The 24,121-nt window shown below is 60.8% G+C and carries 31 protein-coding genes and 1 riboswitch; of the genes, 9 read left to right on the top strand and 22 right to left on the bottom strand.

Annotated elements, in window-relative coordinates; genetic code table 11:
* Window positions 1-8: 8 nt before the first annotated feature.
* On the bottom strand, window positions 9-614 hold the full coding sequence (locus ACLTXB_RS06860) for an energy-coupled thiamine transporter ThiT (protein ID WP_325207137.1): 606 nt from the start codon (window positions 612-614) through the stop codon (window positions 9-11).
* 76 nt (window positions 615-690) lie between these two features.
* Window positions 691-809, bottom strand: a riboswitch (TPP riboswitch).
* A gap of 55 nt (window positions 810-864) precedes the next feature.
* Window positions 865-1,350, bottom strand: coding sequence for a deoxycytidylate deaminase (locus ACLTXB_RS06855; RefSeq protein ID WP_110441730.1), 486 nt, complete (start codon window positions 1,348-1,350; stop codon window positions 865-867).
* 217 nt (window positions 1,351-1,567) lie between these two features.
* On the opposite strand from ACLTXB_RS06855, the gene ACLTXB_RS06850 reads away from it, so the two are divergent.
* Together ACLTXB_RS06850 and ACLTXB_RS06845 are read left to right on the top strand one after the other, a co-directional pair.
* Window positions 1,568-1,963 (top strand): hypothetical protein, encoded by a 396-nt coding sequence (locus ACLTXB_RS06850; RefSeq protein ID WP_428226486.1) that lies wholly within the window; start codon window positions 1,568-1,570, stop codon window positions 1,961-1,963.
* Between the two features lie 151 nt (window positions 1,964-2,114).
* Entirely contained in the window at window positions 2,115-3,515 is a 1,401-nt protein-coding gene (locus tag ACLTXB_RS06845; protein ID WP_428226485.1) for an NAD(P)/FAD-dependent oxidoreductase, read from the top strand.
* 74 nt (window positions 3,516-3,589) lie between these two features.
* Here the strand turns inward: ACLTXB_RS06845 and ACLTXB_RS06840 are convergent, their stop codons facing one another.
* The gene (locus ACLTXB_RS06840; protein ID WP_428226484.1) at window positions 3,590-3,850 is read right to left on the bottom strand and encodes a hypothetical protein; all 261 of its coding nucleotides are present in this window, start codon (window positions 3,848-3,850) and stop codon (window positions 3,590-3,592) included.
* 23 nt (window positions 3,851-3,873) lie between these two features.
* Between ACLTXB_RS06840 and mnmE the strand changes: the two genes are divergently transcribed.
* Entirely contained in the window at window positions 3,874-5,247 is a 1,374-nt protein-coding gene (mnmE, locus tag ACLTXB_RS06835) for a tRNA uridine-5-carboxymethylaminomethyl(34) synthesis GTPase MnmE (protein ID WP_428226483.1), read from the top strand.
* Between the two features lie 762 nt (window positions 5,248-6,009).
* On the opposite strand, the gene spoIID is transcribed toward mnmE, so the two are convergent.
* Window positions 6,010-7,053, bottom strand: coding sequence for a stage II sporulation protein D (spoIID, locus tag ACLTXB_RS06830; RefSeq protein ID WP_428226482.1), 1,044 nt, complete (start codon window positions 7,051-7,053; stop codon window positions 6,010-6,012).
* A 154-nt stretch (window positions 7,054-7,207) separates the two neighbouring features.
* On the opposite strand from spoIID, the gene ACLTXB_RS06825 reads away from it, so the two are divergent.
* The 6 genes from ACLTXB_RS06825 to secG all read left to right on the top strand — a co-directional run bounded on the left by ACLTXB_RS06825 (window position 7,208) and on the right by secG (window position 13,884).
* Window positions 7,208-7,996 (top strand): TIGR00282 family metallophosphoesterase, encoded by a 789-nt coding sequence (locus ACLTXB_RS06825; RefSeq protein WP_151076524.1) that lies wholly within the window; start codon window positions 7,208-7,210, stop codon window positions 7,994-7,996.
* Window positions 7,997-8,346: 350 nt separating this feature from the next.
* Window positions 8,347-9,438, top strand: a complete 1,092-nt coding sequence (locus ACLTXB_RS06820) for a metallophosphoesterase family protein (RefSeq protein ID WP_428226481.1) — start codon at window positions 8,347-8,349, stop codon at window positions 9,436-9,438.
* Window positions 9,435-11,627, top strand: a complete 2,193-nt coding sequence (locus ACLTXB_RS06815) for an AAA family ATPase (RefSeq protein WP_428226480.1) — start codon at window positions 9,435-9,437, stop codon at window positions 11,625-11,627. The genes ACLTXB_RS06820 and ACLTXB_RS06815 overlap by 4 nt, the downstream gene beginning before the upstream one ends.
* Before the next feature lie 731 nt (window positions 11,628-12,358).
* The gene (lepB, locus tag ACLTXB_RS06810) at window positions 12,359-12,961 is read left to right on the top strand and encodes a signal peptidase I (protein WP_191905361.1); all 603 of its coding nucleotides are present in this window, start codon (window positions 12,359-12,361) and stop codon (window positions 12,959-12,961) included.
* A 120-nt stretch (window positions 12,962-13,081) separates the two neighbouring features.
* Entirely contained in the window at window positions 13,082-13,459 is a 378-nt protein-coding gene (locus tag ACLTXB_RS06805) for a RidA family protein (RefSeq protein ID WP_428226479.1), read from the top strand.
* A gap of 191 nt (window positions 13,460-13,650) precedes the next feature.
* Window positions 13,651-13,884, top strand: coding sequence for a preprotein translocase subunit SecG (gene secG / locus ACLTXB_RS06800; protein ID WP_020989776.1), 234 nt, complete (start codon window positions 13,651-13,653; stop codon window positions 13,882-13,884).
* Window positions 13,885-14,035: 151 nt separating this feature from the next.
* Here the strand turns inward: secG and rplQ are convergent, their stop codons facing one another.
* From rplQ to ACLTXB_RS06710, 18 genes are all read right to left on the bottom strand, one after another.
* Window positions 14,036-14,380, bottom strand: a complete 345-nt coding sequence (gene rplQ, locus ACLTXB_RS06795; protein WP_008982604.1) for a 50S ribosomal protein L17 — start codon at window positions 14,378-14,380, stop codon at window positions 14,036-14,038.
* Between the two features lie 452 nt (window positions 14,381-14,832).
* Window positions 14,833-15,783 (bottom strand): DNA-directed RNA polymerase subunit alpha, encoded by a 951-nt coding sequence (locus ACLTXB_RS06790; RefSeq protein ID WP_008982605.1) that lies wholly within the window; start codon window positions 15,781-15,783, stop codon window positions 14,833-14,835.
* Window positions 15,784-15,911: 128 nt separating this feature from the next.
* Window positions 15,912-16,514 carry a 30S ribosomal protein S4 gene (gene rpsD, locus ACLTXB_RS06785; RefSeq protein WP_008982606.1) on the bottom strand — a complete coding sequence of 201 codons (603 nt, stop codon included), beginning with the start codon at window positions 16,512-16,514 and terminating at the stop codon, window positions 15,912-15,914.
* A gap of 26 nt (window positions 16,515-16,540) precedes the next feature.
* On the bottom strand, window positions 16,541-16,945 hold the full coding sequence (gene rpsK, locus ACLTXB_RS06780; RefSeq protein ID WP_008982607.1) for a 30S ribosomal protein S11: 405 nt from the start codon (window positions 16,943-16,945) through the stop codon (window positions 16,541-16,543).
* Window positions 16,946-16,958: 13 nt separating this feature from the next.
* Window positions 16,959-17,327 carry a 30S ribosomal protein S13 gene (rpsM, locus tag ACLTXB_RS06775; RefSeq protein ID WP_008982608.1) on the bottom strand — a complete coding sequence of 123 codons (369 nt, stop codon included), beginning with the start codon at window positions 17,325-17,327 and terminating at the stop codon, window positions 16,959-16,961.
* An 18-nt stretch (window positions 17,328-17,345) separates the two neighbouring features.
* Window positions 17,346-17,459, bottom strand: a complete 114-nt coding sequence (gene rpmJ / locus ACLTXB_RS06770) for a 50S ribosomal protein L36 (protein ID WP_008982609.1) — start codon at window positions 17,457-17,459, stop codon at window positions 17,346-17,348.
* A gap of 228 nt (window positions 17,460-17,687) precedes the next feature.
* Complete coding sequence (gene infA, locus ACLTXB_RS06765) at window positions 17,688-17,906, bottom strand: translation initiation factor IF-1 (RefSeq protein ID WP_020989775.1); 219 nt, start codon at window positions 17,904-17,906, stop codon at window positions 17,688-17,690.
* On the bottom strand, window positions 17,893-18,180 hold the full coding sequence (locus ACLTXB_RS06760) for a KOW domain-containing RNA-binding protein (RefSeq protein ID WP_008982611.1): 288 nt from the start codon (window positions 18,178-18,180) through the stop codon (window positions 17,893-17,895). Before ACLTXB_RS06760 ends, infA begins: the two co-directional genes overlap by 14 nt.
* Complete coding sequence (gene map / locus ACLTXB_RS06755; protein WP_428226513.1) at window positions 18,173-18,937, bottom strand: type I methionyl aminopeptidase; 765 nt, start codon at window positions 18,935-18,937, stop codon at window positions 18,173-18,175. Before map ends, ACLTXB_RS06760 begins: the two co-directional genes overlap by 8 nt.
* An 11-nt stretch (window positions 18,938-18,948) precedes the next feature.
* Window positions 18,949-19,581 (bottom strand): adenylate kinase, encoded by a 633-nt coding sequence (locus ACLTXB_RS06750; RefSeq protein ID WP_040649803.1) that lies wholly within the window; start codon window positions 19,579-19,581, stop codon window positions 18,949-18,951.
* A gap of 21 nt (window positions 19,582-19,602) precedes the next feature.
* Window positions 19,603-20,967 (bottom strand): preprotein translocase subunit SecY, encoded by a 1,365-nt coding sequence (gene secY, locus ACLTXB_RS06745; RefSeq protein WP_151076528.1) that lies wholly within the window; start codon window positions 20,965-20,967, stop codon window positions 19,603-19,605.
* Window positions 20,968-21,408 (bottom strand): 50S ribosomal protein L15, encoded by a 441-nt coding sequence (gene rplO, locus ACLTXB_RS06740; protein WP_008982615.1) that lies wholly within the window; start codon window positions 21,406-21,408, stop codon window positions 20,968-20,970.
* Window positions 21,409-21,426: 18 nt separating this feature from the next.
* On the bottom strand, window positions 21,427-21,609 hold the full coding sequence (gene rpmD / locus ACLTXB_RS06735) for a 50S ribosomal protein L30 (RefSeq protein WP_008982616.1): 183 nt from the start codon (window positions 21,607-21,609) through the stop codon (window positions 21,427-21,429).
* A gap of 13 nt (window positions 21,610-21,622) precedes the next feature.
* Window positions 21,623-22,123, bottom strand: coding sequence for a 30S ribosomal protein S5 (rpsE, locus tag ACLTXB_RS06730; protein ID WP_008982617.1), 501 nt, complete (start codon window positions 22,121-22,123; stop codon window positions 21,623-21,625).
* Between the two features lie 17 nt (window positions 22,124-22,140).
* Window positions 22,141-22,500: a 50S ribosomal protein L18 gene (gene rplR / locus ACLTXB_RS06725; RefSeq protein WP_008982618.1), complete on the bottom strand. Its 360-nt coding sequence runs from the start codon at window positions 22,498-22,500 to the stop codon at window positions 22,141-22,143.
* Window positions 22,501-22,517: 17 nt separating this feature from the next.
* Entirely contained in the window at window positions 22,518-23,063 is a 546-nt protein-coding gene (rplF, locus tag ACLTXB_RS06720; RefSeq protein WP_428226478.1) for a 50S ribosomal protein L6, read from the bottom strand.
* Window positions 23,064-23,079: 16 nt separating this feature from the next.
* Complete coding sequence (rpsH, locus tag ACLTXB_RS06715) at window positions 23,080-23,478, bottom strand: 30S ribosomal protein S8 (protein ID WP_007494638.1); 399 nt, start codon at window positions 23,476-23,478, stop codon at window positions 23,080-23,082.
* Window positions 23,479-23,984: 506 nt separating this feature from the next.
* Window positions 23,985-24,121 (bottom strand): type Z 30S ribosomal protein S14 (locus ACLTXB_RS06710; RefSeq protein ID WP_428226512.1); only part of this gene is annotated, 137 nt, incomplete at its 5' end.

Raw genomic sequence — 24,121 nt, 5'->3', positions numbered from 1 at the left:
CGAAGGGGTCAGTTCAGGTCCTGGCCCTGGTAATACTTCTTCAGCGGGCCGTAGGACAGCGCCGCCACCAGGGAGGTAATGATAATTTCCGGGATCATATAGCTGGCGTTGTAGGCAATGGACCAGATGGGCGCGGCCCAGCCCAGCTCATTGGGCCACAGCACCTCCCAAACCACCACGCCGGAGACATAGTGGCAGCCAAGGCGCACCAAAAAGGTGAGCACGATGCCCAGCACCAGCTCCAGACGGGGATTGCCCAGCCGGCCCTTGAACATTCCGGCCAGTCCGATGACCGAGAATGCCAGCACGTAGTCAAACAAAATGATCAGAATCGCGGTGGGCACACTGTCGGCGTACTGCACGTTCTGGATGCCCAGCACCATCTGCAGAAGGCTGTACACAAAGGCGGCAAACACGCCCCACTTGCAGCCGTACCGCCAGGACAGCACCACCAAGGGCAGCATGGAGCACACAGTGATACCGCCCCCCAGCGCCCAGGGTCCCTGGAAGGGGAACATACTCAGCACCGTGGCGATGGCCAGCATCATGGCGCTCTCTACCAGGCGGCGCAGCCGGATGGACTGGGCGCGCCGGGTCACAGCAGTGGAATTCATACTCGTTTCCTCCTAAAAAATGTTGTACCGCAACACATCCAAGCGGGTGCAGTGCGGTACGAAAGAAACGACATGAGTCCACATTCCGTTCACTTCCTACGCCGGCATTACCCGGATCAGGTTTAAGGGACCGAAGGCGGCCTATTCGCCTTTGCATCTCAGCCGGAAAAGCTTCCAGCGCCCCTGTGCTCGATTGTTATGCGGTCATCTTTATTGTACCCGCCCCGGCAGGGGCTGTCAAGGTGGAGCCTTACTTATGCTGCTCCGGCAGGGAGTCGTCCTCCCGCACCCAGTCCTCCACATGGACCACGCTGTAATCCCGGTCGGTGTTGCGGATGACCACCCGCTGGATGCCCGCGTTGATGATGAGTCGGCGGCACATGGAGCAGGAGGTGGCGTCGTGGAGGAGCTCCCCGGTCTTGGCCTCCCGGCCCGCCAGGTACAGGGTGGCGCCCAGGGTGTCCCGCCGGGCGGCCGAGATGATGGCGTTCATCTCCGCGTGGACCGAGCGGCACAGCTCATAGCGCTCGCCGCTGGGCACGTTCATGGCCTCCCGGGTGCAGTAGCCCAGGTCCATGCAGTTCTTCCGGCCACGGGGCGCGCCGTTATAGCCGGTGGAGACGATCTCGTCGTTTTTGACGATGATGGCTCCATAGCACCGCCGCATACAGGTGGACCGCTCCAACACGGTCTCGGCGATATCCAGGTAATAGTTCTCTTTGTCGATGCGCTTCATACAGCGGTCCTCCCAGTTCATTTGGGAAAAGTATACCCTATTTTGTCCCCTGGCGCAAGACAAATGCCCCGGTTTCTGTTGTTCTGCCAGGAACAATTCACACTTTGTTTACGATTGCTTCCTTGACGAGTTCATACTCTCGCGCTATCATATTTTCAAGATATTTCAAGAGAAAAAACCGCCCTCGCGCCTGTTTTCTCTACTTAGGAGGCTGCCTATGATCCGCAACGCCATCCAGCGTTTTATGTACGGCCGCTACGGGACCGACCAGCTCAATCTGGCTCTGCTGGGCTTATACCTGGTCCTGTATCTGGTTTCCGCCCTCACCCGGTGGGGGGTGCTGTACTGGCTGTCCCTGGCGGTGCTTTTCCTTCTCCTGTTTCGTACCCTCTCCCGCAACGCCGCCCGCCGCCGGGCTGAAAACGCAAAGTTTCTCCAGGTGGCCGGCCCCGTGATCCGCTGGCTGCGCTTTCAGCGCACGGCACACAGAGACAAGGAACACCGCTACTTCAAATGCCCCAACTGCGGCCAACAGCTGCGGGTCCCCCGGGGCAAGGGAAAAATCACCGTCACCTGCCGCAGCTGCGGCGCCAGCTTTGAGGAGCGAAGCTGAATTCTCCCCCGTCAGGCCGCCTTTGGGCGGCCTTTTTCGTGCCTTTTCACCGGATTTCCCATTTTGTTTTTTTGAAAAGTATGTTATACTGTATTCTGTATGAACGGGGCTTTTTGCCGCCGAAACAGAAGAAAATGTAAGGAGAACTTCCATGAATGCCATGTATGACGTAGTGATCCTGGGCTGCGGCGAGGCGGGCATCTTTGCCGCCTACGAGCTGGCCCACAGCCGTCCCGACCTGAAGGTGCTGGCCCTGGACCAGGGCCGGGATATCTACCACCGCAGCTGCCCCATTGTGGCGGGCAAGGTCCGCGAATGCATCCACTGTGCCGTATGCGACACCATGTGCGGCTTTGGCGGCGCAGGCGCTTTCTCCGACGGAAAGTTCAACTTTACCACCCAGTTCGGCGGCTGGCTCACCGACTTTATGGACCCCAAGGTGGTCATGGACCTCATCGACTACGTGGACTCCATCAACGTCGCCCACGGGGCCACCACCCAGGTTTTCTCCACCCAGAGCGACGAGGCCAAGGCTCTGGCCCGAAAGGCCCTGGGCTATGACCTGCACCTGCTTCAGGCCCGGTGCAAGCACCTGGGCACCGAGAACAACCTGCGCATCCTCCAGAATATCTATGAGGGACTCAAGGACATGCTGGAGTTCCGCTTCAACACCGCGGTGGAGCACATCTCCCAGGCCGACGGCGGCTTCTGCCTGACTCTGGCCGGTGGGGAGGAAGTCACCTGCAAGCGGCTTATCGCCGCCCCCGGCCGCTCGGGCGCCGAGTGGTTCTCCAACCAGTGCAAGCAGCTGGGGCTGGAGCTGCTCAACAACCAGGTGGACATCGGCGTGCGGGTGGAGCTGCCCGCCACCGTCTTTGAGCACATCACCGACGTGGTCTACGAGTCCAAGCTGGTCTACCGCACCAAGCAGTACGGCGACCAGGTGCGCACCTTCTGCATGAACCCCTACGGCCACGTGGTGGCTGAGAACGTGGAGGGCATCAACACCGTCAACGGCCACTCCTACTCCGATCCCAAGCTGCGCAGCGAGAACACCAACTTCGCCCTGCTGGTGTCCAACCGCTTCACCTCCCCCTTCAACGAGCCCTACCGCTACGGCAAGCACATCGCCTCCCTCAGCAACATGCTGGCCGGCGGCGTGCTGGTGCAGCGCTTCGGCGATCTGGTCAGCGGCATCCGCACCAACGAGCACCGCATGAGCAAGTCCTTCGTCCACCCCACCCTCACCGCCGCCGTGCCCGGCGACCTGTCCCTGGCCCTGCCCAAGCGGCAGCTGGACGACATCATCGAGATGATCTACGTGCTGGACAAGATCGCTCCGGGTACCGCCAACCACGACACCCTGCTCTACGGTGCCGAGGTCAAGTTCTACTCCGCCCGTCTGGCTCTCTCCCCCGAGCTGGAGACCGCCCTGCCCGGCTTCTTCGCCGCCGGCGACGGCGCGGGCGTCACCCGCGGTCTGGCCCAGGCCGGAGCCTCCGGCGTGCAGGCCGCCCGGGCGGTGCTGCGCCGCATCCAGGAGGAAGTTTAAACACTCACCTGCCGCCGCGGGTCATCCCGCGGCGGCATTCCTGCATTTTGGGCAGACGCTCCGGCGGAGTTTTCTTACCCCTTCCCCTGCACCGCCAAATCCTCTATCCAAATCCACAAATTTTTTCGACCGCCGGTTTTATCTCCCCCATTTCCTTGCGGGGCAAGGGTTTTCCACACAATCCACAAAGTTTTCCACAGGTTGTTATGTGAACAGAAACATTGGATTTTTACCGAAAATCCAGGTAAAATCCGTGTCAAGTCTTTTTTTCGCGGAAAAATCCACAAATCCGATTTTTGCAGGAACTGCCCGCCATCCCGGCGGTTTTCCACCATTCTTTGAGAAGGGAGCCTTCCCCATGAAACAAGACACCATTGCCGCTATGGCTACCCCCGCCGTCTCATCGGCCATCGGTATTCTGCGCCTGTCCGGTCCCCGGGCGGTGGAGACGGCCTCGGCCTGCTTCCGGCCCGCCGCGGGCAACCGTTTGGAGGACCACCCGGCCCACAAGCTGGTTTACGGCAGCCTGCTGGACGCCCAGGGGGAGGTCATCGACCAGGTACTGTGCACTTACAGCCGGGGACCGGGCAGCTACACCGGGGAAGACACGGCGGAGCTGCAGTGCCACGGCTCCCCCATGGTGCTCACCCTGGCTCTGGAGGCCCTGTTTGCCCAGGGAGCCCGTCAGGCAGGGCCCGGCGAGTTTACCCAGCGGGCCTTTCTCAACGGGCGGCTGGACCTGGCTCAGGCGGAGGCCGTGGCCGATCTGCTGGACGCCCGGAGCCGGGAGGGCGCCCGCCACGCCGCCGGGCGGCTGTCCGGCGCATTAAGCCGCCGGGTAGGTCAGATCTACTCCGCTCTGGTGGACGTTATGGCCCACTTCCACGCTGTGCTGGACTACCCCGATGAGGACATCGACCCCTTCACCCTCACCAAGCTGGAGGACGACCTGTCCGCCCAGAGCCGGGCTCTCCATGACCTGCTGGCCACCTACCAGCGGGGACGCCGGCTCAATCAAGGCGTCCGCTGCGTCTTGGTAGGGCGGCCCAACGCAGGAAAATCCTCCCTCCTCAATGCCCTGGTTGGCTATGACCGGGCCATCGTCACCGACATCCCCGGCACCACCCGGGACACTCTGGAGGCGGAGGTGGAGCTGGGCGGCGTGCCTTTGCGGCTCATCGACACCGCCGGTCTGCGGGACAGCAGCGACCCCATTGAGCGCTTGGGCGTGGAGCGCAGCCGTCAGGCCATGGAGGATGCGGAGCTTATCCTGGTGCTGTGGGACAGCTCCGTGACCGCCACCCAGGAGGATGGAGAGCTGCTGGAAACCGCCCTGAGTCTGGCCCCCACTATTCTAATCTCCACCAAAAAGGATCTGCCCTCCGCCCCAATACCTTTCCTCAACCTGGACTCTCTGCCCCCGGTGGTAGAGCTGAGCACCAAGACCGGGGAGGGTCTGGCCGACCTGGAGGCCGCCGTGGCCCAGCTGTTCCCCAAGGGAAGCGACTCCGCTTATGGAGAACTCCTGTCCAACGCCCGGCAGGCCCAGGCGGCCCAGCGGGCTTTGGAGGGCGTGGAACGGGCCCTGCAGGCCCTGGAGGCCGGGATGACCCCCGACGCCCTGCTCACCGATGTGGAGGAGGCCCTCCAGGCTTTGGGTGAGCTTACCGGACAAAGTGTGGGAGAGGACGTAACCGCGCGGATTTTTCAGCGGTTTTGCGTGGGGAAATAAACTTTTTTATCTTTTCTTTGGGATGGCCCTGTGGCCATCCCTTTTTATTTTGGGAACGGGTGTGCCTTTCTGAACGATCAGAAAGGCACCAAAGAATCGCCGGGGGCTGCTTCCGGTGAGCACCTTGCCTGCGGCGGTGCTCACAGTCATTGCCCCCTGGACCCCCAATTACGGGGGACGCCCTCCTGAAGCATGGGTTATAACCTCCCGGCGGCTCAAGACAAGACCGCTTGCTTCTTCTTGCCTCGGGGACACAGGCCCCTACTAGGTCTAAATTTGGAAAATCCCGCGCTGTACGAACACCGCCTACCCTTGCATAGCCGTGGCAGTTGAGCAGTCATTGGGACTTATACGATAACAGCCGCACCCAAACGGAAGGCAGGCACTAGGCGGTGTGTGTTAGGATGTATAAACAACCAAATCTTGACGGAAAAGGCCCCTGTGGGCCGAGAGTAGAACGGGAACAGATCTTGATTTTGCCCGCCGAAATATATGGCAAATTCGAAGTGGCCCGCTCCCGTAATGGGGGTCTGGGGGTGGGGCGACTGTGAACGCCCGCGTTCCGCGAGGCGTTCACCGGAGACATACCCCAGGGCATTTTTGGTTCCTTTTTGGGCAAACAAAAAGGAACCCGCCCGCAGGGCGGAACTCTCCAAGTAAAAGAGTAGGAGCGACGCAGCACGTCACTCCTACCAAAAACCTCCCTTACGGGCGCAGAGGCGAAGCGAAGCTTCGCAGAAAGTTCTTTGCCAAGCTTTCTTTCTAAGAAAGCGGGGAGACTTCCGCGCCGGTGTAGTACCAGGACAAAATCTCGTCGTAGGTGCTCCCCGCCTTGGCCATGGCGTTGGCCCCGTACTGGCTCATGCCCACCCCGTGGCCGTAACCGGTGACGGAAAAGGTAAAGTTGGTCCCATCCCAGGCCACGGTAAAGCAGGCCGAGCGCAGGTCAAACAGGGTGCGCACCTGGCTCCCCGTCAGGGTAACGCCGCCCACCAGGATGCTGGACACGGTTCCCCCCTCATTGACTGCCGGAGTCCCAAACCAGCCCGACGGATCGCCGGACAGGTCGGCGTCGGGATAGGCGGAGAGCACCGCATTTTTTACTTCCTCTCCACTTTTCACCACCTGGCTGTGGTAATTGGGCACTTCCTCCCCCTCCGGGCTCTCCACGCTCTTTAAGTAATCCACACTGTTGCCCCAGACCTCCACCGCGTCCACCGTGTACCCCGGCGCAGAGGAGAAGAACACCGCCTGGATGGGCTGCCCCTGGTAGAGAATCCCCATGCCGTCGGTCTCCGCAATGGCCTGGGCGATCTTTTGGCTATACTCCCCGGCGCTCAATCCCCACCGGGTCTCGGCCGCCTCCCGGGTGACATAGGCCTGACAGCAGCCTGTGTCCGTGCACACGTCGGCATCTGGATGGGCCTGGGTAGGATTGTTCTGCTTGCGCACGGTGTAGGTCCGGGCGGCACAGGTCTGCGCCTTCAGAGCCTCCAGCTCGAAGGAGGCGGGCATCTCCGCAGCCACCACCCCAAACAGGTAGTCCTCCATGGTCAGCTCGGTCACCGTCCCGTCCTCCTGAAGGAGCTTTACCACCTTTCCCCGGTCCTTGGCCGCCTGGGTCTCAACGCTCTCCCCCTGGGCCGCGCCGCCGCCCTCACCCTGCTGAGCCAGTCCCAGCACCGGCTCGCCCCCTACCGTGAGCAGGGGGAGAAAAAACACCACCACTGCCAGAATGAGGCCCAGCCCCGCGGTCCGTCGGGCGTTCCAGCCTGTCCCTGTCTCCCGCCGCTGCCGGTAGTCCATTCCATCCCCTCCTCACTGCTGCGTGTAAAACAGCCTATGTCCGGCAGGGCAAAAATATGTCCGCCCTTCTTCGTGGAAAAAGGCTTTGCCCTTTCCCGCTCCATCTACTATAATATGGAGCAGGACACTTTTTTCCATCCAAGGAGGAGACACAATGCTGCTGAACATTTTGGCGGTTGGCGATATTGTGGGCGAGGGCGGTCAGGATATCCTGGCCCGCCGCCTGCGGGAGCTCCAGCGGGAGCATGACATCCACTTCACCGTGGTCAACGGAGAGAACGCCTCCGGCGTGGGGCTCACTCCCCGGCAGGCCCGTGGTCTGTACGACGCCGGGGCCGATGTGATCACCCTGGGCAACCATACCTGGAACCGCATCCAAATCGCGGATTTTCTGGACAAGGACCCCTACATTCTCCGTCCGGCCAACTACGCCGGTCGAGTACCCGGCCGTGGCTTTGGGGTGTACGACGGACCTAAGGGGCTGAAGATCGGCGTCATGAACCTGATGGGACGCCTGGAGCTCAACTCCAATCTGGACAGCCCCTTCAAGGCGGCCAATCAGATCCTGCGCTCCCATGAGGCCCAGCAGTGCCAGGTGCTGCTGCTGGACTTTCACGCCGAGGCCACCAGCGAGAAGGGCGCCATGGCCTGGTATCTGGACGGACGCATCCACGCCCTGTGGGGCACCCACACCCACGTGCCCACCGCCGACACCCAGATTTTGCCCAAGGGCACCGGCTTTGTCACCGACCTGGGTATGACGGGACCGAGACACTCCGTGCTGGGCATCCGCCCCGAGCACTCCATCAACCTGTTTTTGGGCGGTCTGCCCCGGCGCTACGAGGAGGCGGAGGGGCCCTGCAAGATCAACGCCTGCCGCTTTACCATTGACACGGATAAGAATCGCTGCGTCCAGGTCCAGCGCGTGGACCTCCTGGAGTAACCTACTTTTTTCGAGAAAAAAGTAGGCAAAAAAGCTTTGTGGGAAACTTCGTTTCCCTTCTGTATGGAATAGCCCCCTGCCACGTTGTAGGGGCCTGTGCCCCCGGGGCAAGAAGGAAAGTCCGACTTGGTTTTGCCCGCCGGCTGAAATTGCCCAAGAACGCAGGAGGGCGTCCCCCGTAAAGGGGGACCGGGGGAAAGGTGACTATGAGCGCCCGCTCCGCGTAGGCGCTCATCGGAGCCGTCCCCCGGCGATCTTTGGTTCTTTCCATCGCTGGAAAGAACGCCCGTATTTTTCCGGACGCACTGCGTGCGTCCCCCCCTTATCCATAGAAAGGACTGGAACAAACCTTGCTGACCATCATCCACGGGGCTGACTTCCACCTGGACAGCCCCTTTGCCTGCCTCACCCCCCAGCGCGCTGCCCAGCGCCGGGGAGAGCAGCGGGAGCTGCTCTCCGCCCTGGCGGAGCTCTCCCGGCAGCGGCGGGCCGACCTGGTGCTTCTCTCTGGCGACCTGCTGGACAGCCACCAGACCTACCGGGAGACCGCCCAGGCCCTCTCTCAGGCCCTGGGGCAGATCCCCTGCCCGGTGTTCCTGGCCCCGGGCAACCACGACTACTACCATATAAACTCCCTCTACGCCGCCCTGGACTGGCCGGAAAACGTACATATTTTCACCTCCGGCGACCTGGAGGCGGTGGAGCTGCCCCAGCTGGGCTGCGTGGTCCACGGCCGGGCCTTTCAGGCTTCCCGTGAAGACGCCTCCCCTCTGGCAGGCTTCTCTGCCCCTCAGGACGGAACGATACACCTTATGGTGCTCCACGGCCAGGTGGATGGGGCGGGAGACTACGCCCCTATTTCCCGGGAGGATATTGCCGCCAGCGGCCTTACCTATCTGGCCCTGGGCCACGTCCACCAGTGCAGCGGCGTGCAGAGAGAGGGAAATACCTTCTGGGCCTATCCCGGCTGCCCCGAGGGCAGCGGCTTTGACGAGACGGGAGAGAAGGGCGTGCTCTGCCTCACCTTGGACGAGAACAGCTGCCAGGAGGAGCTGGTGCCACTGAGCCGTCGGCGGTACGAGAAGCTGACCGTGGACCTCACCGACTGGGAGAGCCCTCTGGAGGCGTTGCGGGCCGTTCTGCCTCCAGACACAGACAATGACGTCTACCGCATCACCTTTACCGGGGAACGCGGGGAATCCCCCCTGGACCTTACCACCCTGGAGACGGTTCTGGCTCCCCGGTTTTACGGTCTGACTCTCCGGGACCGCACCCGGGTGCGCCGGGAGGTGTGGGCGCGGCGGGAGGAGGACTCCCTTACCGGACTGTTTCTCCGCTCCATGGCCGCCCGCTGTCAGGCGGACCTGGAGGATGAGACCTTACAGCTGGCCGTGCGCTTTGGCCTGGCCGCCCTGGAACGAGGGGAGGATGTGGCTCCATGAAGATCAAAACCATGACCGCTACCTTCGGCAAGCTCCAGGGAGAGCGCCTCACTCTGGAGCCGGGACTTAACGTCATCACTGCCCCCAACGAAGGAGGAAAGTCCACCTGGTGCGCCTTTTTAAAGGCCATGTTCTACGGCATCGACACCCGGGACCGGGACCGAAAGGGCCACCTGGCCGACAAGAACCGCTACCAGCCCTGGTCCGGCGCCCCCATGGAGGGGGAGATCACCCTGGAGTGGCAGGGCCGGGACATTACCATTCGGAGGGGACCTCGTGGCAATGTGCCCTTTGGCAGCTTCTCCGCCGTGTACACCGGCACCGAGGAGCCCGTCCCCGGCCTGACCGCCGACACCTGCGGGCAGATGCTGCTGGGCGTGGGCCGGGAGGTCTATGAGCGCTCCGCCTTCATCGGTCAAAGCGGCACCCTGGCCATCCGCTCCGCTCCGGAGCTGGAGGCCCGCATCGCCGCCCTGGTATCCTCCGGCGAGGAGGATGTGTCCTACTCCCAGGTGGAGCGGCAGCTCAAGGAGTGGCTCAACCGCCGCAAGGTCAACAAGAGCGTGGGCCTCATCCCTCAGCTGGAGGAGGAGCAGGCGGAACTGGCCCGCAGTACAGGCGAGCTCTCCCAGCTCAACGACCAACTCAACCAGCTGGAGGGAGAGCGGGCCCAGGCCTCCCGGAAGCATGCCTTCTGCACCCGGCAGCTGGCCCTTCATAAGGCCATTGCCCAGCGGAAACTGGATCTTCAATATACCCAGGCCCGCACCGACGAGGCTCAGGCACAGGCTCAGCTGGACGCGCTGCTCTCTGAGCAGGCCCGGTTTGGCCCCATTCCCTCCTGTGATGCCCTGAAGCGGGCACAGGGGGAGCTGGCCTTCCTCAAGGCTCTGGAGCCGGAGATCCGGCAAGGCCAGGAGGAACTGGCCCTGGCCCAGCAAGCCCTGGAGCGCGCCCGCCAGGCGGCCCAGGACGACCACTTCCCGGGCATGACTGGAGAAGAAGCGGTGCGCAAAGGGGAACGGGATAGCGAGAGCTACCGCTCCGGTATGGCCAAGAAGGCCGCCGGCAAACGTAATTTCATCCTGCTCCAGGCTGCCGGCTTACTGGCCGGCGCGGCACTGGCTATCTTTGGTCCCTTCTGGTGGCTGGGTCCCATTGCCTATGTGCTGTGCGCCGCTGCCTCTGCCCTGGTTTTTGCAAACGGAACGAAATCCGCCCGGCAGGCTGCTAAGATTTTGGAGCGCTACGGAGTAGACGATGTGGAGGAGATCGCCGCCCTGGCGGGAAACTATCAGCAGCGGATGGCCGCCGCCGATCAAGCTGCCCAGCAGGTGCGGATGATCCAGGGCGGTCTGAAGGACCGCCAGGCCCGGCTGGAAAATAGCCGCCAGGAGCTGTTCCGGTTTGTCCACACCTTTGCCCCTGAGGTAAAGGAGCTCTTCGGTGTCTCCGCCGCCCTCTCCCGGGCGCTGAACCTGGGCGAGCGGGAGACCCTGGCCCGTTCCAAGCTGGAGGGCGCCCAGCGCCTTACCCAGGCTCTCCAGGCCCAGGGCGGCAAAGAGCTGACGGAAGAGCCCCCGCTCTCCCAGCCTACCCTCTCCCTGGAACAGGCCGCTCAGGAGACGGGGCGGCTCCAGGTGGAGCTGGAACGGCTGGATCGGGCACTGAACCAGGCCCGGGGCAAGCAGCAGGCCCTGGGTGACCCGGCCATTCTCTCTGCCCGGCTGGAGCAGGTGGAGGAGGAGCTGGAACGCCGTCGCCGGGAATACCAGGCCATCTCCATTGCCATGGAGACCCTACAGCAGGCCAATGCGCAGCTTCAGCAGCGGTTCTCGCCCCAGCTCAACCGCGCGGCGGGTGCCCTCCTCAGCCGGCTCACCGGGGGAAAATATCATGCCCTGTCCCTGGACAAGGAGCTGGAAGCCAGCGCCTCTGGAGAACGGGACGTGCTGCCTCACAGCGCGCTGTACCTGTCCAAGGGAACGGTAGATCAGATCTATCTGGCGGTACGCCTAGCGGTGTGTGACCTTTGCCTGCCGGATGCACCGTTGGTGCTGGACGAGGCCCTGGCCGCCTTTGACGACGTGCGGGCCAAGCGGGCCCTCGAGCTTCTTCAGGAATTGTCTGCGCAGCGGCAGATTTTGCTTTTCTCCTGTCATCATCGAGAAAAACTGTTTCAATCGTAGTGCACTGTGTGGGAGTGACGCTCTGCGTCGCTCCCACTTTTTAGTACGGTTCCGCCCTGCGGGGCGAGTTCCTTTTTGCTTGCCCAAAAAGGAACCAAAAATGCCCTGGGGGCCGCTTCCGGTGAGCACCTTGCCTGCGGCGGTGCTCACAGTCATTGCCCCCAGCCCCCCGGTGACGGGAACAGGTCCCTTTGGATTTTAAGTGTTTTCCGGCGGGCAAAATCAAGATCTGTTTCCCTTCTATTCCCGGCCCACTGGGGCCTACTTCCATCAAAATTTAATTATTCCTCTTCTAACGTACACCGCCTGGTGCCTGCCAACCTGTTGGGTGCGGCGGTGGTCGCCCCGGACAGCTGCCCAACTGCCACGGTTATACCAGAGTAGGCGGTGTCCGTACAACGCAGGTGCTTTCCGATTTCAGCCCCGGAAGGGGCCAGTGCCCCCGAGGCAAGAAGGAAGCAAGGTCTTGTGTTTGGAGCCGCCGAATGCACGTGCCCATCCTCCAGGAGGGCGTCCCACGTGAACGGGGGTCCAGGGAGTGTGGTGACTATGAACACCCGCCTGCGGCGAGGTGTTCGTCGGAGCCACACCCCTGGCGCATCTTTGGTTACTTTCTGTGCGAGCAGAAAGTAACGTTCCCTCTGCGCAAAAATAATGCCCCTGGTTGAATTTTTTCTGCAAACCGGGTATAATGTAACGATCTACCACTGCAACACAAGGAGGCATCCCCTATGGATCCAAAATACGATCAGCAGCCCCTGGACTCCCAGCAGGAGCCTCAGGAGGAAAAAACCGTCGAAAAATCCTCCGACGACCTGTTTTATTGGCTCAACGCGCTGACCACCGCCCTGGTGGTCCTGGTGCTTGTCTTTACCTTCTTCGGCCGCCTCACTCGGGTGGACGGCCATTCCATGGATAACACCTTACAACACAACCAGTTGCTTTTGGTCTGGTCTCTGGGCTACACCCCCCAGCAGGGCGATATTGTGGTCGTCAACAAAACCACCGTGCAGCATCTGGGCGGAAGCGCTATTGTCAAGCGGGTTATTGCCGTGGGTGGGCAAACTGTAGACATTGACTACGCTACCAGCTCTGTCTATGTGGATGGGGAACTGCTGGATGAGCCCTATATCAAAGAACCCATGTTTGACCGTCTGGGTGCCCAGGGCAGCACCCATATTGAGGTACCTGAGGGCTCTATTTTTGTGATGGGCGACAACCGCAACGACTCCGATGACAGCCGTGACAACCTCATTGGGCCCATTGATGAGGACTATGTCCTTGGTAAGGCTTTCTTTTCCATCTTCCCCTTCTCTAAATTTGGTTCCCTCTAACCCATTCGGCTGCCCGTCAGGGCAGCCTTTTTTCCGCGTTGACGGCGGACACGCCTCCGTGATACAATTTCTCTAGGCCATTGAGCCCACTATTTTATGTGAGAAAAGGAGTTTTCCGCTATGAAGCAGGTCATTCATACTGATAAGGCCCCCGCCGCCATCGGCCCCTACTCCCAGGCCATCCAGATCGGCCAGCTGCTGTTCACCTCCGGCCAGGTCCCCATTGATCCCGAGACCGGCGCGATTGTGGAGGGCGGCATCCAGGAGCAGGCCCGTCAGTCTCTGAACAACATCAAGGCCATTCTCAACGCTGCCGGCACCAACATGGGCGCGGTGGTTAAGACCACGGTCTTCCTCCAGGATATGAATGACTTTGCTGCCATGAACGAGGTCTACGCTCAGTTCTTCCAGGAACCCTACCCCGCCCGTTCCGCCGTTCAGGTAGCTCGTCTGCCCAAGGACGTCCTAGTGGAGATCGAGGCCATCGCTCAGCTGTAAGGCCCATTTTGTGCATCTGGTTTCGTTCCCGCCCAAGGGGCTGTGTTTCCCGGGAAATGGGAGAAATCCGAAGGATTTTCGATAAAACGCTTGCAATTTCTCCCACAATGTGCTATTATAAACTCTGCGTCCGGCAGCGGCCGCCGCAAGTTTGATTTTTCGCCCCCCGGGGCTTGAAAGGAACGATTACTATGACTTTGAAGCTCGCTCTTACTGTAATTCAGGTGCTGTGCGCGCTGGTTCTTATTGCGGTGGTTATGCTTCAGTCCGGCAAGAGCGCTGGTCTGTCTGGTGCCATCGCCGGCGGCGTGGATACCTTCCTGTCTAAGAACAAGGCCAAGACCTGGGACTCCAAGCTGGCCAAGATGACCAAGTGGGTGGCTATCGTCTTCGTGATTCTCACCCTGGCTCTGTCTCTGATCTGAGAAATAAACCAAACTCCCGGTGTGACAGCACACCGGGAGTTTTTTATTGGTATATACCACTTCTTTAAAATGCTACCATAAAAAAATCCCGCCCGAAAGGGCGGGATTTTTTTATCCTGTAACAGGTGGGATGATCACACGATCTCCGACATTACACCAGCTGGATGATAGCCATCTCAGCGGCGTCGCCGCGGCGGGCGCCGATGCGGACAATGCGGGTGTAGCCGCCGTTACGCTCGGCATACTTGGGGCCCAGCTCCTGGAACAGCTTCTTGGCCACATCCTCCTTGGTGATGAAGCCCAGAGCCTGACGATAAGCAGCCAGGTCGTTCTTCTTAGCCAGGGTGATCATCTTCTCGGCCACGGGAGCCACTTCCTTGGCGCGGGTGACGGTGGTCTTGATCTGGCCGTTCTCCAGCAGGTAGGTCACCATGGCACGGAGCATAGCCTTACGCTGATCGCTGGTGCGGCCCAGCTTACGGTTCTTCTGAGACATAAGAAACTCTCCTTCGACCTCGCGTGGCGAGATCCATCTAAAATTCGTTCATTGGACCCCAAATGGGATCGGGAGCCCCCGCAAAAGCGGGACGCAATGCGTGCAGGAAGAGGAACGTTACATACCTTCCTGGCGGCCCCGGGAAGCGGAGAAAAATCCTCGCGCTTCCTTGTCACGTTGCAGGCTGGGCCCATGACCAGGTCGCTTTCCCTTCGCCTCGGGACACAAACAGCGCTGCTTTGCAGCTCTTGGTTTGTATCCCTCGCTCCGGTCCAAGCTCCCCTATGGGCCTGCCTTCCACGCTTCTTTTTGTCACGCTGCGGATTGGGCGCGCGGCCGGGTCGATAACTCCGACGACTGCGCCGCCAAACAGAAGGCGCAAGCGCCTTCCTGGTTTGCCGGCATCCGCTTTGTCGTTATCTCCCCTGCGCGCCTATCCTCGCGCTTCTTGCTTACTGATTATCATCGCTGGCCAGGGACAGACCCATCATAGCCAGCTTGTTGATGACCTCTTCCAGGCTCTTGCGGCCCAGGTTACGCACCTTCATCATCTCTTCCTCGGTCTTGGAGATCAGATCCTCCACCGTGTTGATGTTAGCGCGCTTGAGGCAGTTATAGGAACGCACGGACAGGTCCATGTCGTCGATGGTCATCTCCATCACCTTGTCCCGCTGGGTCTCGGCCTTCTCCACCACGGTGGAACGGCTGCCCATGGTCTCGGACAGGTCGGTGAACAGAGCAAAGTGATCGCACAGGATCCGGGCGCCCAGGGACACCGCGTCACGGGCGTCGATGGTGCCGTCGGTCCAGACCTCCAGAGTCAGCTTGTCGTAGTCGGTGGCGTCGCCTACACGGGTGTTCTCAACGGTGTAATTCACCTTGCGCACCGGGGTGTAGATGGAGTCCACAGGGATCAGGCCGATGATGGTCTGGGCGGGCTTGTTCCGGTCGGCAGGGACATAGCCGCGGCCGTGGGACAAAGTCAGCTCCATGCTCAGGGTGGCGTCGGGACCCAGAGTGGCAATGTGCAGCTCGGGGTTGAGGATCTCCACATCGGCGTCACACTTGATGTCGCCGGCAGTGACCTCGCACTCGCCGCTGGCCTCAATGTGAACCGTCTTGTTCTCCTCGCAGTGGAGCTTGGCGATAATGCTCTTGATGTTCAGGACGATCTCGGTCACGTCCTCTTTGATGCCGGGGATGGTGGAAAACTCATGCTGGACGCCGGCGATCTTGATGGAGGTCACCGCGGTGCCAGGCAGAGAGGACAGCAGGATCCGGCGCAGGGAGTTGCCCAGGGTGGTGCCGTAACCGCGCTCCAGGGGCTCCACCACATACTTGCCGTAGGAAGCGTCACCGGGATTTTCCACACAATCAATGCGGGGCTTCTCGATTTCTACCATATGCTATGATACCCTCCTTTTCTGGGCGGCTTTCACGCCGCCTGATTCAGCTCACCAATATCTGAGGGTTGTCTAAGTCTAACTCCGTAGGGCCTCCGGCCAAGCCGAAGGCCCACGGAACAATACAATTACTTAGAGTACAGCTCGACGATGAGGTGCTCTTCCACGGGGAAGTCGATGTCGTCCCGAACGGGCAGAGCAACGACCTTACCCTGGAGGGTGTTCTTGGCGTGGTCCAGCCACTTGGGCACGTTCACCACGGGGGCGTCCTCGCCCAGCAGGCGCTTAAACTTCACGGAAGAACGGCTCTTCTCACGCACCTCGATGACGTCGCCCACCTTCACCAGGAAGGAGGGGATGTCCACGCGCTGGCCGTTGACGGTGAAGTGACCGTGGGTCACCAGCTGACGAGCCTCACGGCGGGTCATGGCGAAGCCCAGGCGATACACCACGTTGTCCAGGCGGCGCTCGATGAGAGTCAGCAGATTCTCACCGGTCTTGCCGGGCATACGGGTGGCCTTCTCGTAGTACATGTGGAACTGCTTCTCCATGATGCCGTACACGAACTTGACCTTCTGCTTCTCGGTCAGCTGCATGGCGTACTCAGACTGCTTTCTGCGCATCTGACCCTTGGGGTTGCGGTTGGTCGTCTTCTTGGCATAGCCCATGGCAGCGGGAGACAGGTTCAGAGCCTTGCACCGCTTGGCGATGGGCTGCATATTTCTAGCCATCTGTCAAAAACCTCCTTTATTCCAGATCAGACACGGCGGCGCTTCGGGGGCCGGCAGCCGTTGTGGGGAACGGGGGTCACGTCCTTGATCAGGGTGACCTCCAGGCCCACGGCCTGCAGCGCACGAATGGCGGCCTCACGGCCGGCGCCGGGACCCTTTACGTAGACCTCAACGATCTTCAGGCCATAGCCCTCCATAGCAGCCTTAGCGGCAGTCTCGGCGGCGGTCTGAGCGGCAAAGGGGGTGGACTTACGGGAACCACGGAAGCCCAGGCCGCCGGAGGAGGCCCAGGACAGGGCGTTGCCCTGCATGTCGGTGACAGTCACCATGGTGTTGTTGAAGGAGGAACGGATATGCACCTGGCCCTTCTCCACGTTCTTACGCTCGCGGCGCTTACGCACCACTTTCTTACCCTTGGTATTTGCAGCCATGTGTTATCCCTCCTTACTTCTTCTTGTTGGCCACGGTACGCTTGGGACCCTTGCGGGTACGGGCGTTGGTCTTGGACCGCTGGCCGCGCACAGGCAGGCCCTTGCGGTGACGGATACCGCGGTAGCAGCCGATCTCGGTCAGCCGCTTGATGTCCATAGCCACGTTGCGGCGCAGGTCACCCTCCACGGTGTACTCGTGGCTGATGATCTCACGCAGCTTGGCCTCATCGTCCTCGGTGAGGTCCTTCACGCGGGTGTCGGGGTTAATCCCGGCCTTGGCCAGGATCTTGTTGGCGCTGGTGCGCCCAATGCCGTAGATATAAGTGAGGCCGATCTCGACTCTCTTCTCTCTGGGCAGATCAATGCCGGCAATACGAGCCATTTATTACAGCACCTCCAATTAACCTTGTCTCTGCTTATGCTTGGGGTTTTCGCAAATAACCATGACTTTGCCCTTGCGCTTAATGACTTTGCACTTCTCGCACATGGGCTTCACGGACGGTCTGACTTTCATTGTTAAAACCTCCTGATGAATGCCTGAATGGCCCCGTCGTCGTCACAAGCTTCGCATCGCTCACATCCAGCCGGGGCTGAATGTTCGTTCGCTTCGCTGCTCCTCCTCTCCAAAGCGAACCCGCTTCGCTGGGCTTCGCTTTGGGGCGGCCTGCGGCCGCTGAGGGAACGGATTCCCCGGAGGCAAGGCTCCAGAGGAACCAGCCTGTGACAGCGCGGTCGTTAATAGTTACTTAGAACGCCAGGTAATACGGCCTCGGGTGAGGTCGTAGGGTGACATCTGTACGGTCACCTTATCTCCGGGCAGGATGCGGATGAAGTTCATGCGCAGCTTGCCGGAAATATGAGCCAGAATGATGTGCCCATTGCCGATGTCCACATGGAACGTGGTGTTGGGCAGGGATTCAGTGACGACTCCCTCTAGCTCGATCATATCATCTTTCGCCAAGCGTGTTTCCCTCCTTGAAGGCGGCCAGCGCCCTTCTCAGTTCTCGATCGGATACCGTTTGTCCTTGTTGCAGTTTTTCCACAGCAGGGTGACGGAAGTCCCCCTGGTCCAGCCACGCCACATGGCGGGGCTTTTTCCGTTTGGGAGCGGCCATGGTACGGCCCTTCCCGTTGGCCAGCAGGAGAAATTCCCCCTCCTGTCCGGTGACAAAGAACAGCTCGCCCTTGTCCCGTCCGGCCGTCGCCCGGACGATTTGGCCGCTGCTATTACACATAGGCCCCATCTTCCGTAACGGTAAGGATCTCCGGCTCTCCATCTGTAATGAGGATGGTATTTTCATAGTGCGCAGCCAGGGAGCCGTCCAATGTGACGGTGGTCCACTTGTCGGCCAGCACCTTTACCTGCCAATCCCCAGCACAGACCATGGGTTCCACCGCCAGAGTCATACCCGGCAGCAACCGGGGACCGTGGCCGGCAGGCCCGAAGTTGCGTACCTCGGGGGCCTCGTGGAGCTTGGCGCCCACACCGTGGCCCACAAAGTCCCGAACCACGGAGAAGCCGAAGCTCTCCACATAGGTCTGAACCGCATGACCGATATCGGAAACTCTCATGCCCTTCCGGGCCATCTTGATGCCCTCCCAGAAACTCTGCTGAGTCACCTGGATGAGCTTCATAGCCTCGGGGCTCACCTCCCCACAGGGGTAGGTGGCGGCGCAGTCTCCGTGGAAGCCGTCTACATAGGCTCCCACGTCCACGCTGACGATGTCGCCCTCCTTCAGCTTCAGGGGGCTGGGGATTCCGTGGATCACTACATCGTTGACCGAAATGCAGGCGGAACCGGGAAATCCTCCGTAACCAAGGAAGGAAGGCTTGGCGCCATGGCTCTCGATAAAGCGGCGCACCGCAGTATCGATTTCGTGGGTGGTGACACCCGGACGAACCATGGAGCCGGCCAGCGCCCGGGCCTGGGCGGTGAGCCGCCCGGCCTTGCGCATGGCCTCAATCTCACGGGGAGATTTCATGGAAATCATTTCGATGCTTCTCAAAGCCCCAGCGCCTCCAGAATCACCTTCGTGGTGGCTTCAATGGTGGGCTGGTTATCCACCGAACTCAGCAGGCCCTTGCTCTGGTAATAGCCCTTCAGGGGCTCGGTCTGCTCATGATAGACCGCCAGACGCTGACGCACGGTCTCGGGCTTGTCGTCATCCCGCAGGACCACGGGGCCTCCGCAGGAATCACACACACCCTCCACCTTGGTGGGCCGAGCCACAATGTGGTAGGAGGCGCCGCACTGGGCGCACACCCGCCGGCCCGACATACGCTGCTCGATCTCCTCGTCGGAGATCTCGATGGACAGAACATGGTCCAGCTTCACGCCGGCCTTGTCCAGAGCTTCGGCCTGAGGCAGGGTGCGGGGCATCCCGTCCAGGATAAAGCCGTTGGCACAGTCCTCCTGAGCCAGGCGCTCAGCCACGATGGCGATGACCACCTCATCGGGAACCAGCTGGCCGTTGTCCATGTAGGATTTGGCCTTCAGGCCGGTGGGGGTACCGTCTTTGATCGCGGCGCGGAGGATGTTGCCGGTGGATATGGTGGGGATGTTCAGCTTAGCGCTGAGCACCTCAGCCTGAGTTCCTTTGCCGGCGCCGGGAGCGCCCAGCAGGATCAGCTTCATTCCCATATCACACACTCCCTCTTACTCCAGGAAGCCCTTGTAGTGCCGCATGAGCATCTGAGCCTCCATCTGCTTCACGGTCTCCAGAGCGACGCCTACCACGATGATAACGGAAGTGCCGCCGATGGCCAGAGAATTATAGCTGACCAGGTTGCCGGTGATGATGGGGGCGATAGCCACCACGGAGAGGTACAGGGCACCGAACATGGTGATCTTGTTGAGCACCTTCATAATGAAGTCGGCGGTGGGCTTGCCGGGGCGGAAGCCGGGGATAAAGCCGCCGTTCTTCTTCAGGTTGTTTGCCACCTCAATGGGGTTGAACTGCATGGTGGCGTAGAAGTAGCTGAAGCCCACGATCAGCAGGAAATACAGGATGCTGTAGAAGGGCTTAGTAGTATCAAACAGGTTCATCAGACCTCCGCCGAAACCGCCGCTGGTGGTAGTCCAGCCGGCAAAAGCGCCGATGGTGGCAGGCAGGGAGGCGATGGACTGGGCGAAGATGATGGGCATAACGCCGCTCATGTTCACCTTGATGGGGATGTGGGTGGACTGACCGCCGTACATCTTCCGGCCCACCACCCGCTTGGCATACTGCACAGGCAGGCGGCGCTCGGCGTTGGAGATGAACACGATGAACACCACCAGAGCCAGCATACCGATGATGATCACGGGGACCATCCAGGGAGCCAGGGCAGCGTTCTCATAGGCGGCAATCTGAGTCTCGCTCATGCTGGCCTTCATCTCGTCGGTGAGGGGGTTGTTGTAGTAACCCAGGCCAGTGATGATGTCGCCCACCATACGGGGGAAACGGGAAACGATACCGGCGAACAGCAGAATGGAGATGCCGTTGCCGATGCCAAACTCGGTGATCTGCTCACCCAGCCACATCAGGAAGGCAGAGCCAGCAGTGAAGGACAGCACGATGACCAGGCCCACCCAAATGGCAGGCAGACCGTCGGTCTCCACCAGACCGTAGCTGTTGATCAGGGTGTAGTAACCAAAACCCTGCAGCAGGCCGATGGCCACGGTGGTGTACCGGGTGATGGAGGCGATCTTCTTCCGGCCCTCCTCGCCGCCCTCCTTGGCCAGCCGCTCCAGAGCGGGGATGGCCACGGTAAGCAGCTGGATGATAATGGAGCTGTTGATATAGGGCTGCACGCTCAGGGCGAACAGGGTAGCCATAGAGAAGGCAGAGCCGCTCATGGCATTCATCAGCCCCAGAATGGTACCGCTCTGGGCTGTGAGATAGGTCTCCAACTGAGCACCATTGATATAGGGGACCGGAATGGCGGCGCCCAGACGGAAGATGAGCAGCGCGAAGATGGTAAAGAGGATCTTGTTGCGCAGCTCAGGGATCTTCCAGGCGTCCCGAACGGTCTTGATCATTTAGATCACCTCGTACTTTCCGCCGGCCGCCACGATCTTCTCCTTGGCAGAGGCGGAGAAAGCGGACGCCTGGACAGTCAGCTTCTTGGTGATGGTGCCGTTGCCCAGGATCTTCACACCATACTCGCACTTGGAGAGGATGCCCTTCTCCAGCAGAGCCTGAGCGTTGACCACAGCGCCGTCCTCGAACTTCTCCAGAGCGGAGACGTTCACGGACTCCAGGGGCTTAGCGAAGATGTTATTGAAGCCGCGCTTGGGGATACGGCGGGCCAGAGGCATCTGGCCGCCCTCAAAACCCACGCGCACGCCGCCGCCGGAGCGGGCCCACTGGCCCTTATGACCACGGCCGGCAGTCTTACCGTTGCCGGAACCATGACCGCGGCCCTTGCGGAAGGACTTAGTGGTGGAACCGGCGGCGGGGGAGAGTTCATGCAGATTCATTGTCTCGCGCCTCCTACGTTAGTTTTCCTCGGTCACCTGGAGCAGGTAGCCGATGTGGGCGATCTTACCACGGGTGGCAGCGTTGTCGGGCTGCACGGTGATGTCGCCGATCTTCTTCAGGCCCAGAGCCTCGGCAGTCGCCTTGTGCTTGGCGATGCGGCCGTTCAGGCTCTTGACCAGCTTAATGTTCAGATTAGCCATTGTCAGCGCCTCCTTAACCCAGGATCTCGTCCACGCTCTTACCGCGGATGCGGGCGACCTCCTCAGGGCTGCGCAGGGACTTCAGGCCCACAAAGGCAGCGGAGACCACGTTCTGCGGATTGTTGGAGCGCAGGCACTTGGTATAGATGTCCTTGATGCCGACAGCTTCCAGCACGGCGCGGACAGCGCCGCCGGCGATAACGCCGGTACCGGGGGCAGCGGGCTTCATCAGCACGCGGCCGGCGCCGAACTCACCGATCACCTCGTGGGGGATGGTGGTGCCGGACAGGGACACAGTGATCATGTTCTTCTTGGCGTCCTCGATGCCCTTGCGGATAGCCTCGGGCACCTCGGCGGCCTTACCCAGGCCAAAGCCCACGCGGCCCTTCTCATCGCCCACCACCATCAGAGCGGCGAACTTGAAGATACGGCCGCCCTTGACGGTCTTGGATACGCGGTTCAGGGAAACGAGCTTCTCCACGAACTCGCTGGGTTCTCTCTCAAATCTAGCCATTGTCGTTTCCTCCTCCCTTAGAACTGCAGGCCGCCCTCACGGGCGCCCTCGGCCAGAGCCTTGACGCGGCCGTGGTAGACATAGCCGCCGCGGTCGAACACCACGGTGTCGATGCCCTTGGCCTTGGCACGCTCAGCCACGTTGATGCCAACCTGCTTGGCGGCGTCGGACTTGGTGCCCTCACAGGAGAAATCCTTCTCCAGGGAAGAGGCGCTCACCAGGGTCTTGCCGGTCACATCGTCGATGATCTGGGCATAGATGTTGGTGGCGCTGCGGAACACGTTCAGGCGGGGACGCTCGGGCGTGCCGGAAATCTTGGCGCGCACGCGCTTATGGCGCTTAAGCCGCTGGGAACGAGTATCGGGTCTGTTGATCATAGTGGCACACCTCCTTCTTACTTCTTGGCGCCGGTCTTACCAGCCTTGCGGCGGATGACCTCGTCGGTGTATTTGATGCCCTTGCCCTTATAAGGCTCGGGGGGACGCTTCTCTCTCACTTCGGCAGCAAACTGGCCAACCTGCTGCTTGTCGCAGCCGTTGATGATGATCTTGTTGGGGCCGGGAACCTCGATAGTGATACCGGGAACCTCCTCCATGATGACCTGATGGGAGAAGCCCAGGTTCATGACCAGCTTGTTGCCCTCCTTGGCCACACGGTAGCCCACGCCGTTGACGTCCAGCTCCTTCTTGAAGCCCTCGGTGACGCCCACGATCATGTTGTGCAGCAGGGTGCGGGTCAGGCCGTGCAGGCTGCGGTTGGCCTTCTCGTCGTTGGGACGGGTCACATGGATCACATCGCCCTCCTGGGTGATGGTCATGGCGGGATGCAGCTGCTGCGTCAGGGTACCCTTGGGGCCCTTTACGGTAACCAGGTTACCGGCTTCGATCTTCACGTCCACACCGGCGGGGATGGAGATCGGCATTCTTCCGATACGAGACATATTCTACTCTCCCTCCTTACCAGACAAACGCCAGGACCTCGCCGCCGACATGGGCCGCGCGGGCGGCCTTGTCAGTCATGACGCCCTTGGACGTGGACACAATGGCAATGCCCAGGCCATGCAGAACCCGGGGCAGCTCGTCAGCACCGGCATAGACACGCAGGCCGGGCTTGGAGACACGGCGCAGGCCGGTGATGACCTTCTCCTTGCCGGGATTGTACTTCAGGGTGACGCGGATGACGCCCTGGGTACCATCGTCGATGAGCTGGAAGTTCTTGATATAGCCCTCATCCAGCAGGATCTGCGCGATGGACTTCTTCATGTTGGACGCGGGGACGTCCACGGTGTCATGCTTGGCGTTGTTCGCGTTGCGGATGCGGGTGAGCATATCCGCAATGGGGTCCGTGATATGCATGAGATATACCTCCTTATAAGATTACCGGAAAATCCGGTACAGACGGTAAGGTATCGGGGGTAGGCGCTCCCCGACCTGTTGACCGCCTTCGCGCCTTTGGCGCTATCAAAACCGCCGTGAGGCGGGCTTGACCAAAGTCACCTTGCAAGCCAAAACCCCGTACTCACACCCCGGGATTTTCCGGTGGGGATTACGGGTTTTTTGCGCCGCCCAACGGTGTCGGGCGTGCCATTTTTAAGTCCTCTGGCGCACAAGCACTTTATTGTACCCCATAAATCTGGGAATTGCAAGGGTTTTTTGCTTCGCACACGCGAGTGCGTGGTCAGCTTTTGTCTGGAAGAGACCGGCTGCGGTGCAGCCGGTCTCTTTTTCGACTCATTTCAGGGGCAAGCCTCTTAGGGACCTGCCAGGGTCTTGGTGAAGATCGCTTTGTCAGACAAGGCGGAGCGGCGCAGGCGTACTTTGTGTACGTCAAGCCGGTCCAACGCAGTATGACTCAGCGAGATTTACCAAGAAGCCTTCTTCACGCCGGGGATCTGGCCCTTGTAAGCCAGCTCGCGGAAGCAGATACGGCAGATGCCGTAGTCACGCAGGTAGGCGTGGGGACGGCCGCAGATCTTGCAGCGGTTGTAGCGGCGGGTGG

Source organism: Flintibacter sp. (assembly GCF_046973065.1).
This window is presented reverse-complemented; position numbering and strand designations above follow the sequence as displayed.

Coding starts and splice junctions, on each gene's coding strand:
- ACLTXB_RS06790 (WP_008982605.1), bottom strand. CDS start 15,783: ATGGTAGAAATCGAGAAGCCCCGCATTGATTGTGTGGAAAATCCCGGT.
- ACLTXB_RS06845 (WP_428226485.1), top strand. CDS start 2,115: ATGAATGCCATGTATGACGTAGTGATCCTGGGCTGCGGCGAGGCGGGC.
- rplR (WP_008982618.1), bottom strand. CDS start 22,500: ATGATCAACAGACCCGATACTCGTTCCCAGCGGCTTAAGCGCCATAAG.
- map (WP_428226513.1), bottom strand. CDS start 18,937: ATGATTTCCATGAAATCTCCCCGTGAGATTGAGGCCATGCGCAAGGCC.
- rpsE (WP_008982617.1), bottom strand. CDS start 22,123: ATGGCTAGATTTGAGAGAGAACCCAGCGAGTTCGTGGAGAAGCTCGTT.
- rpsH (WP_007494638.1), bottom strand. CDS start 23,478: ATGCATATCACGGACCCCATTGCGGATATGCTCACCCGCATCCGCAAC.
- rplO (WP_008982615.1), bottom strand. CDS start 21,408: ATGAATCTGCATGAACTCTCCCCCGCCGCCGGTTCCACCACTAAGTCC.
- ACLTXB_RS06850 (WP_428226486.1), top strand. CDS start 1,568: ATGATCCGCAACGCCATCCAGCGTTTTATGTACGGCCGCTACGGGACC.
- ACLTXB_RS06840 (WP_428226484.1), bottom strand. CDS start 3,850: ATGGTGGAAAACCGCCGGGATGGCGGGCAGTTCCTGCAAAAATCGGAT.
- ACLTXB_RS06855 (WP_110441730.1), bottom strand. CDS start 1,350: ATGAAGCGCATCGACAAAGAGAACTATTACCTGGATATCGCCGAGACC.
- secG (WP_020989776.1), top strand. CDS start 13,651: ATGACTTTGAAGCTCGCTCTTACTGTAATTCAGGTGCTGTGCGCGCTG.
- rpsK (WP_008982607.1), bottom strand. CDS start 16,945: ATGGCTGCAAATACCAAGGGTAAGAAAGTGGTGCGTAAGCGCCGCGAG.
- ACLTXB_RS06805 (WP_428226479.1), top strand. CDS start 13,082: ATGAAGCAGGTCATTCATACTGATAAGGCCCCCGCCGCCATCGGCCCC.
- ACLTXB_RS06750 (WP_040649803.1), bottom strand. CDS start 19,581: ATGAAGCTGATCCTGCTGGGCGCTCCCGGCGCCGGCAAAGGAACTCAG.
- rplQ (WP_008982604.1), bottom strand. CDS start 14,380: ATGTCTCAGAAGAACCGTAAGCTGGGCCGCACCAGCGATCAGCGTAAG.
- ACLTXB_RS06860 (WP_325207137.1), bottom strand. CDS start 614: ATGAATTCCACTGCTGTGACCCGGCGCGCCCAGTCCATCCGGCTGCGC.
- spoIID (WP_428226482.1), bottom strand. CDS start 7,053: ATGGACTACCGGCAGCGGCGGGAGACAGGGACAGGCTGGAACGCCCGA.
- secY (WP_151076528.1), bottom strand. CDS start 20,967: ATGATCAAGACCGTTCGGGACGCCTGGAAGATCCCTGAGCTGCGCAAC.
- rplF (WP_428226478.1), bottom strand. CDS start 23,063: ATGTCTCGTATCGGAAGAATGCCGATCTCCATCCCCGCCGGTGTGGAC.
- ACLTXB_RS06760 (WP_008982611.1), bottom strand. CDS start 18,180: ATGTGTAATAGCAGCGGCCAAATCGTCCGGGCGACGGCCGGACGGGAC.
- ACLTXB_RS06815 (WP_428226480.1), top strand. CDS start 9,435: ATGAAGATCAAAACCATGACCGCTACCTTCGGCAAGCTCCAGGGAGAG.
- rpsD (WP_008982606.1), bottom strand. CDS start 16,514: ATGGCTAGAAATATGCAGCCCATCGCCAAGCGGTGCAAGGCTCTGAAC.
- lepB (WP_191905361.1), top strand. CDS start 12,359: ATGGATCCAAAATACGATCAGCAGCCCCTGGACTCCCAGCAGGAGCCT.
- mnmE (WP_428226483.1), top strand. CDS start 3,874: ATGAAACAAGACACCATTGCCGCTATGGCTACCCCCGCCGTCTCATCG.
- ACLTXB_RS06825 (WP_151076524.1), top strand. CDS start 7,208: ATGCTGCTGAACATTTTGGCGGTTGGCGATATTGTGGGCGAGGGCGGT.
- rpmD (WP_008982616.1), bottom strand. CDS start 21,609: ATGGCTAATCTGAACATTAAGCTGGTCAAGAGCCTGAACGGCCGCATC.
- rpsM (WP_008982608.1), bottom strand. CDS start 17,327: ATGGCTCGTATTGCCGGCATTGATCTGCCCAGAGAGAAGAGAGTCGAG.
- rpmJ (WP_008982609.1), bottom strand. CDS start 17,459: ATGAAAGTCAGACCGTCCGTGAAGCCCATGTGCGAGAAGTGCAAAGTC.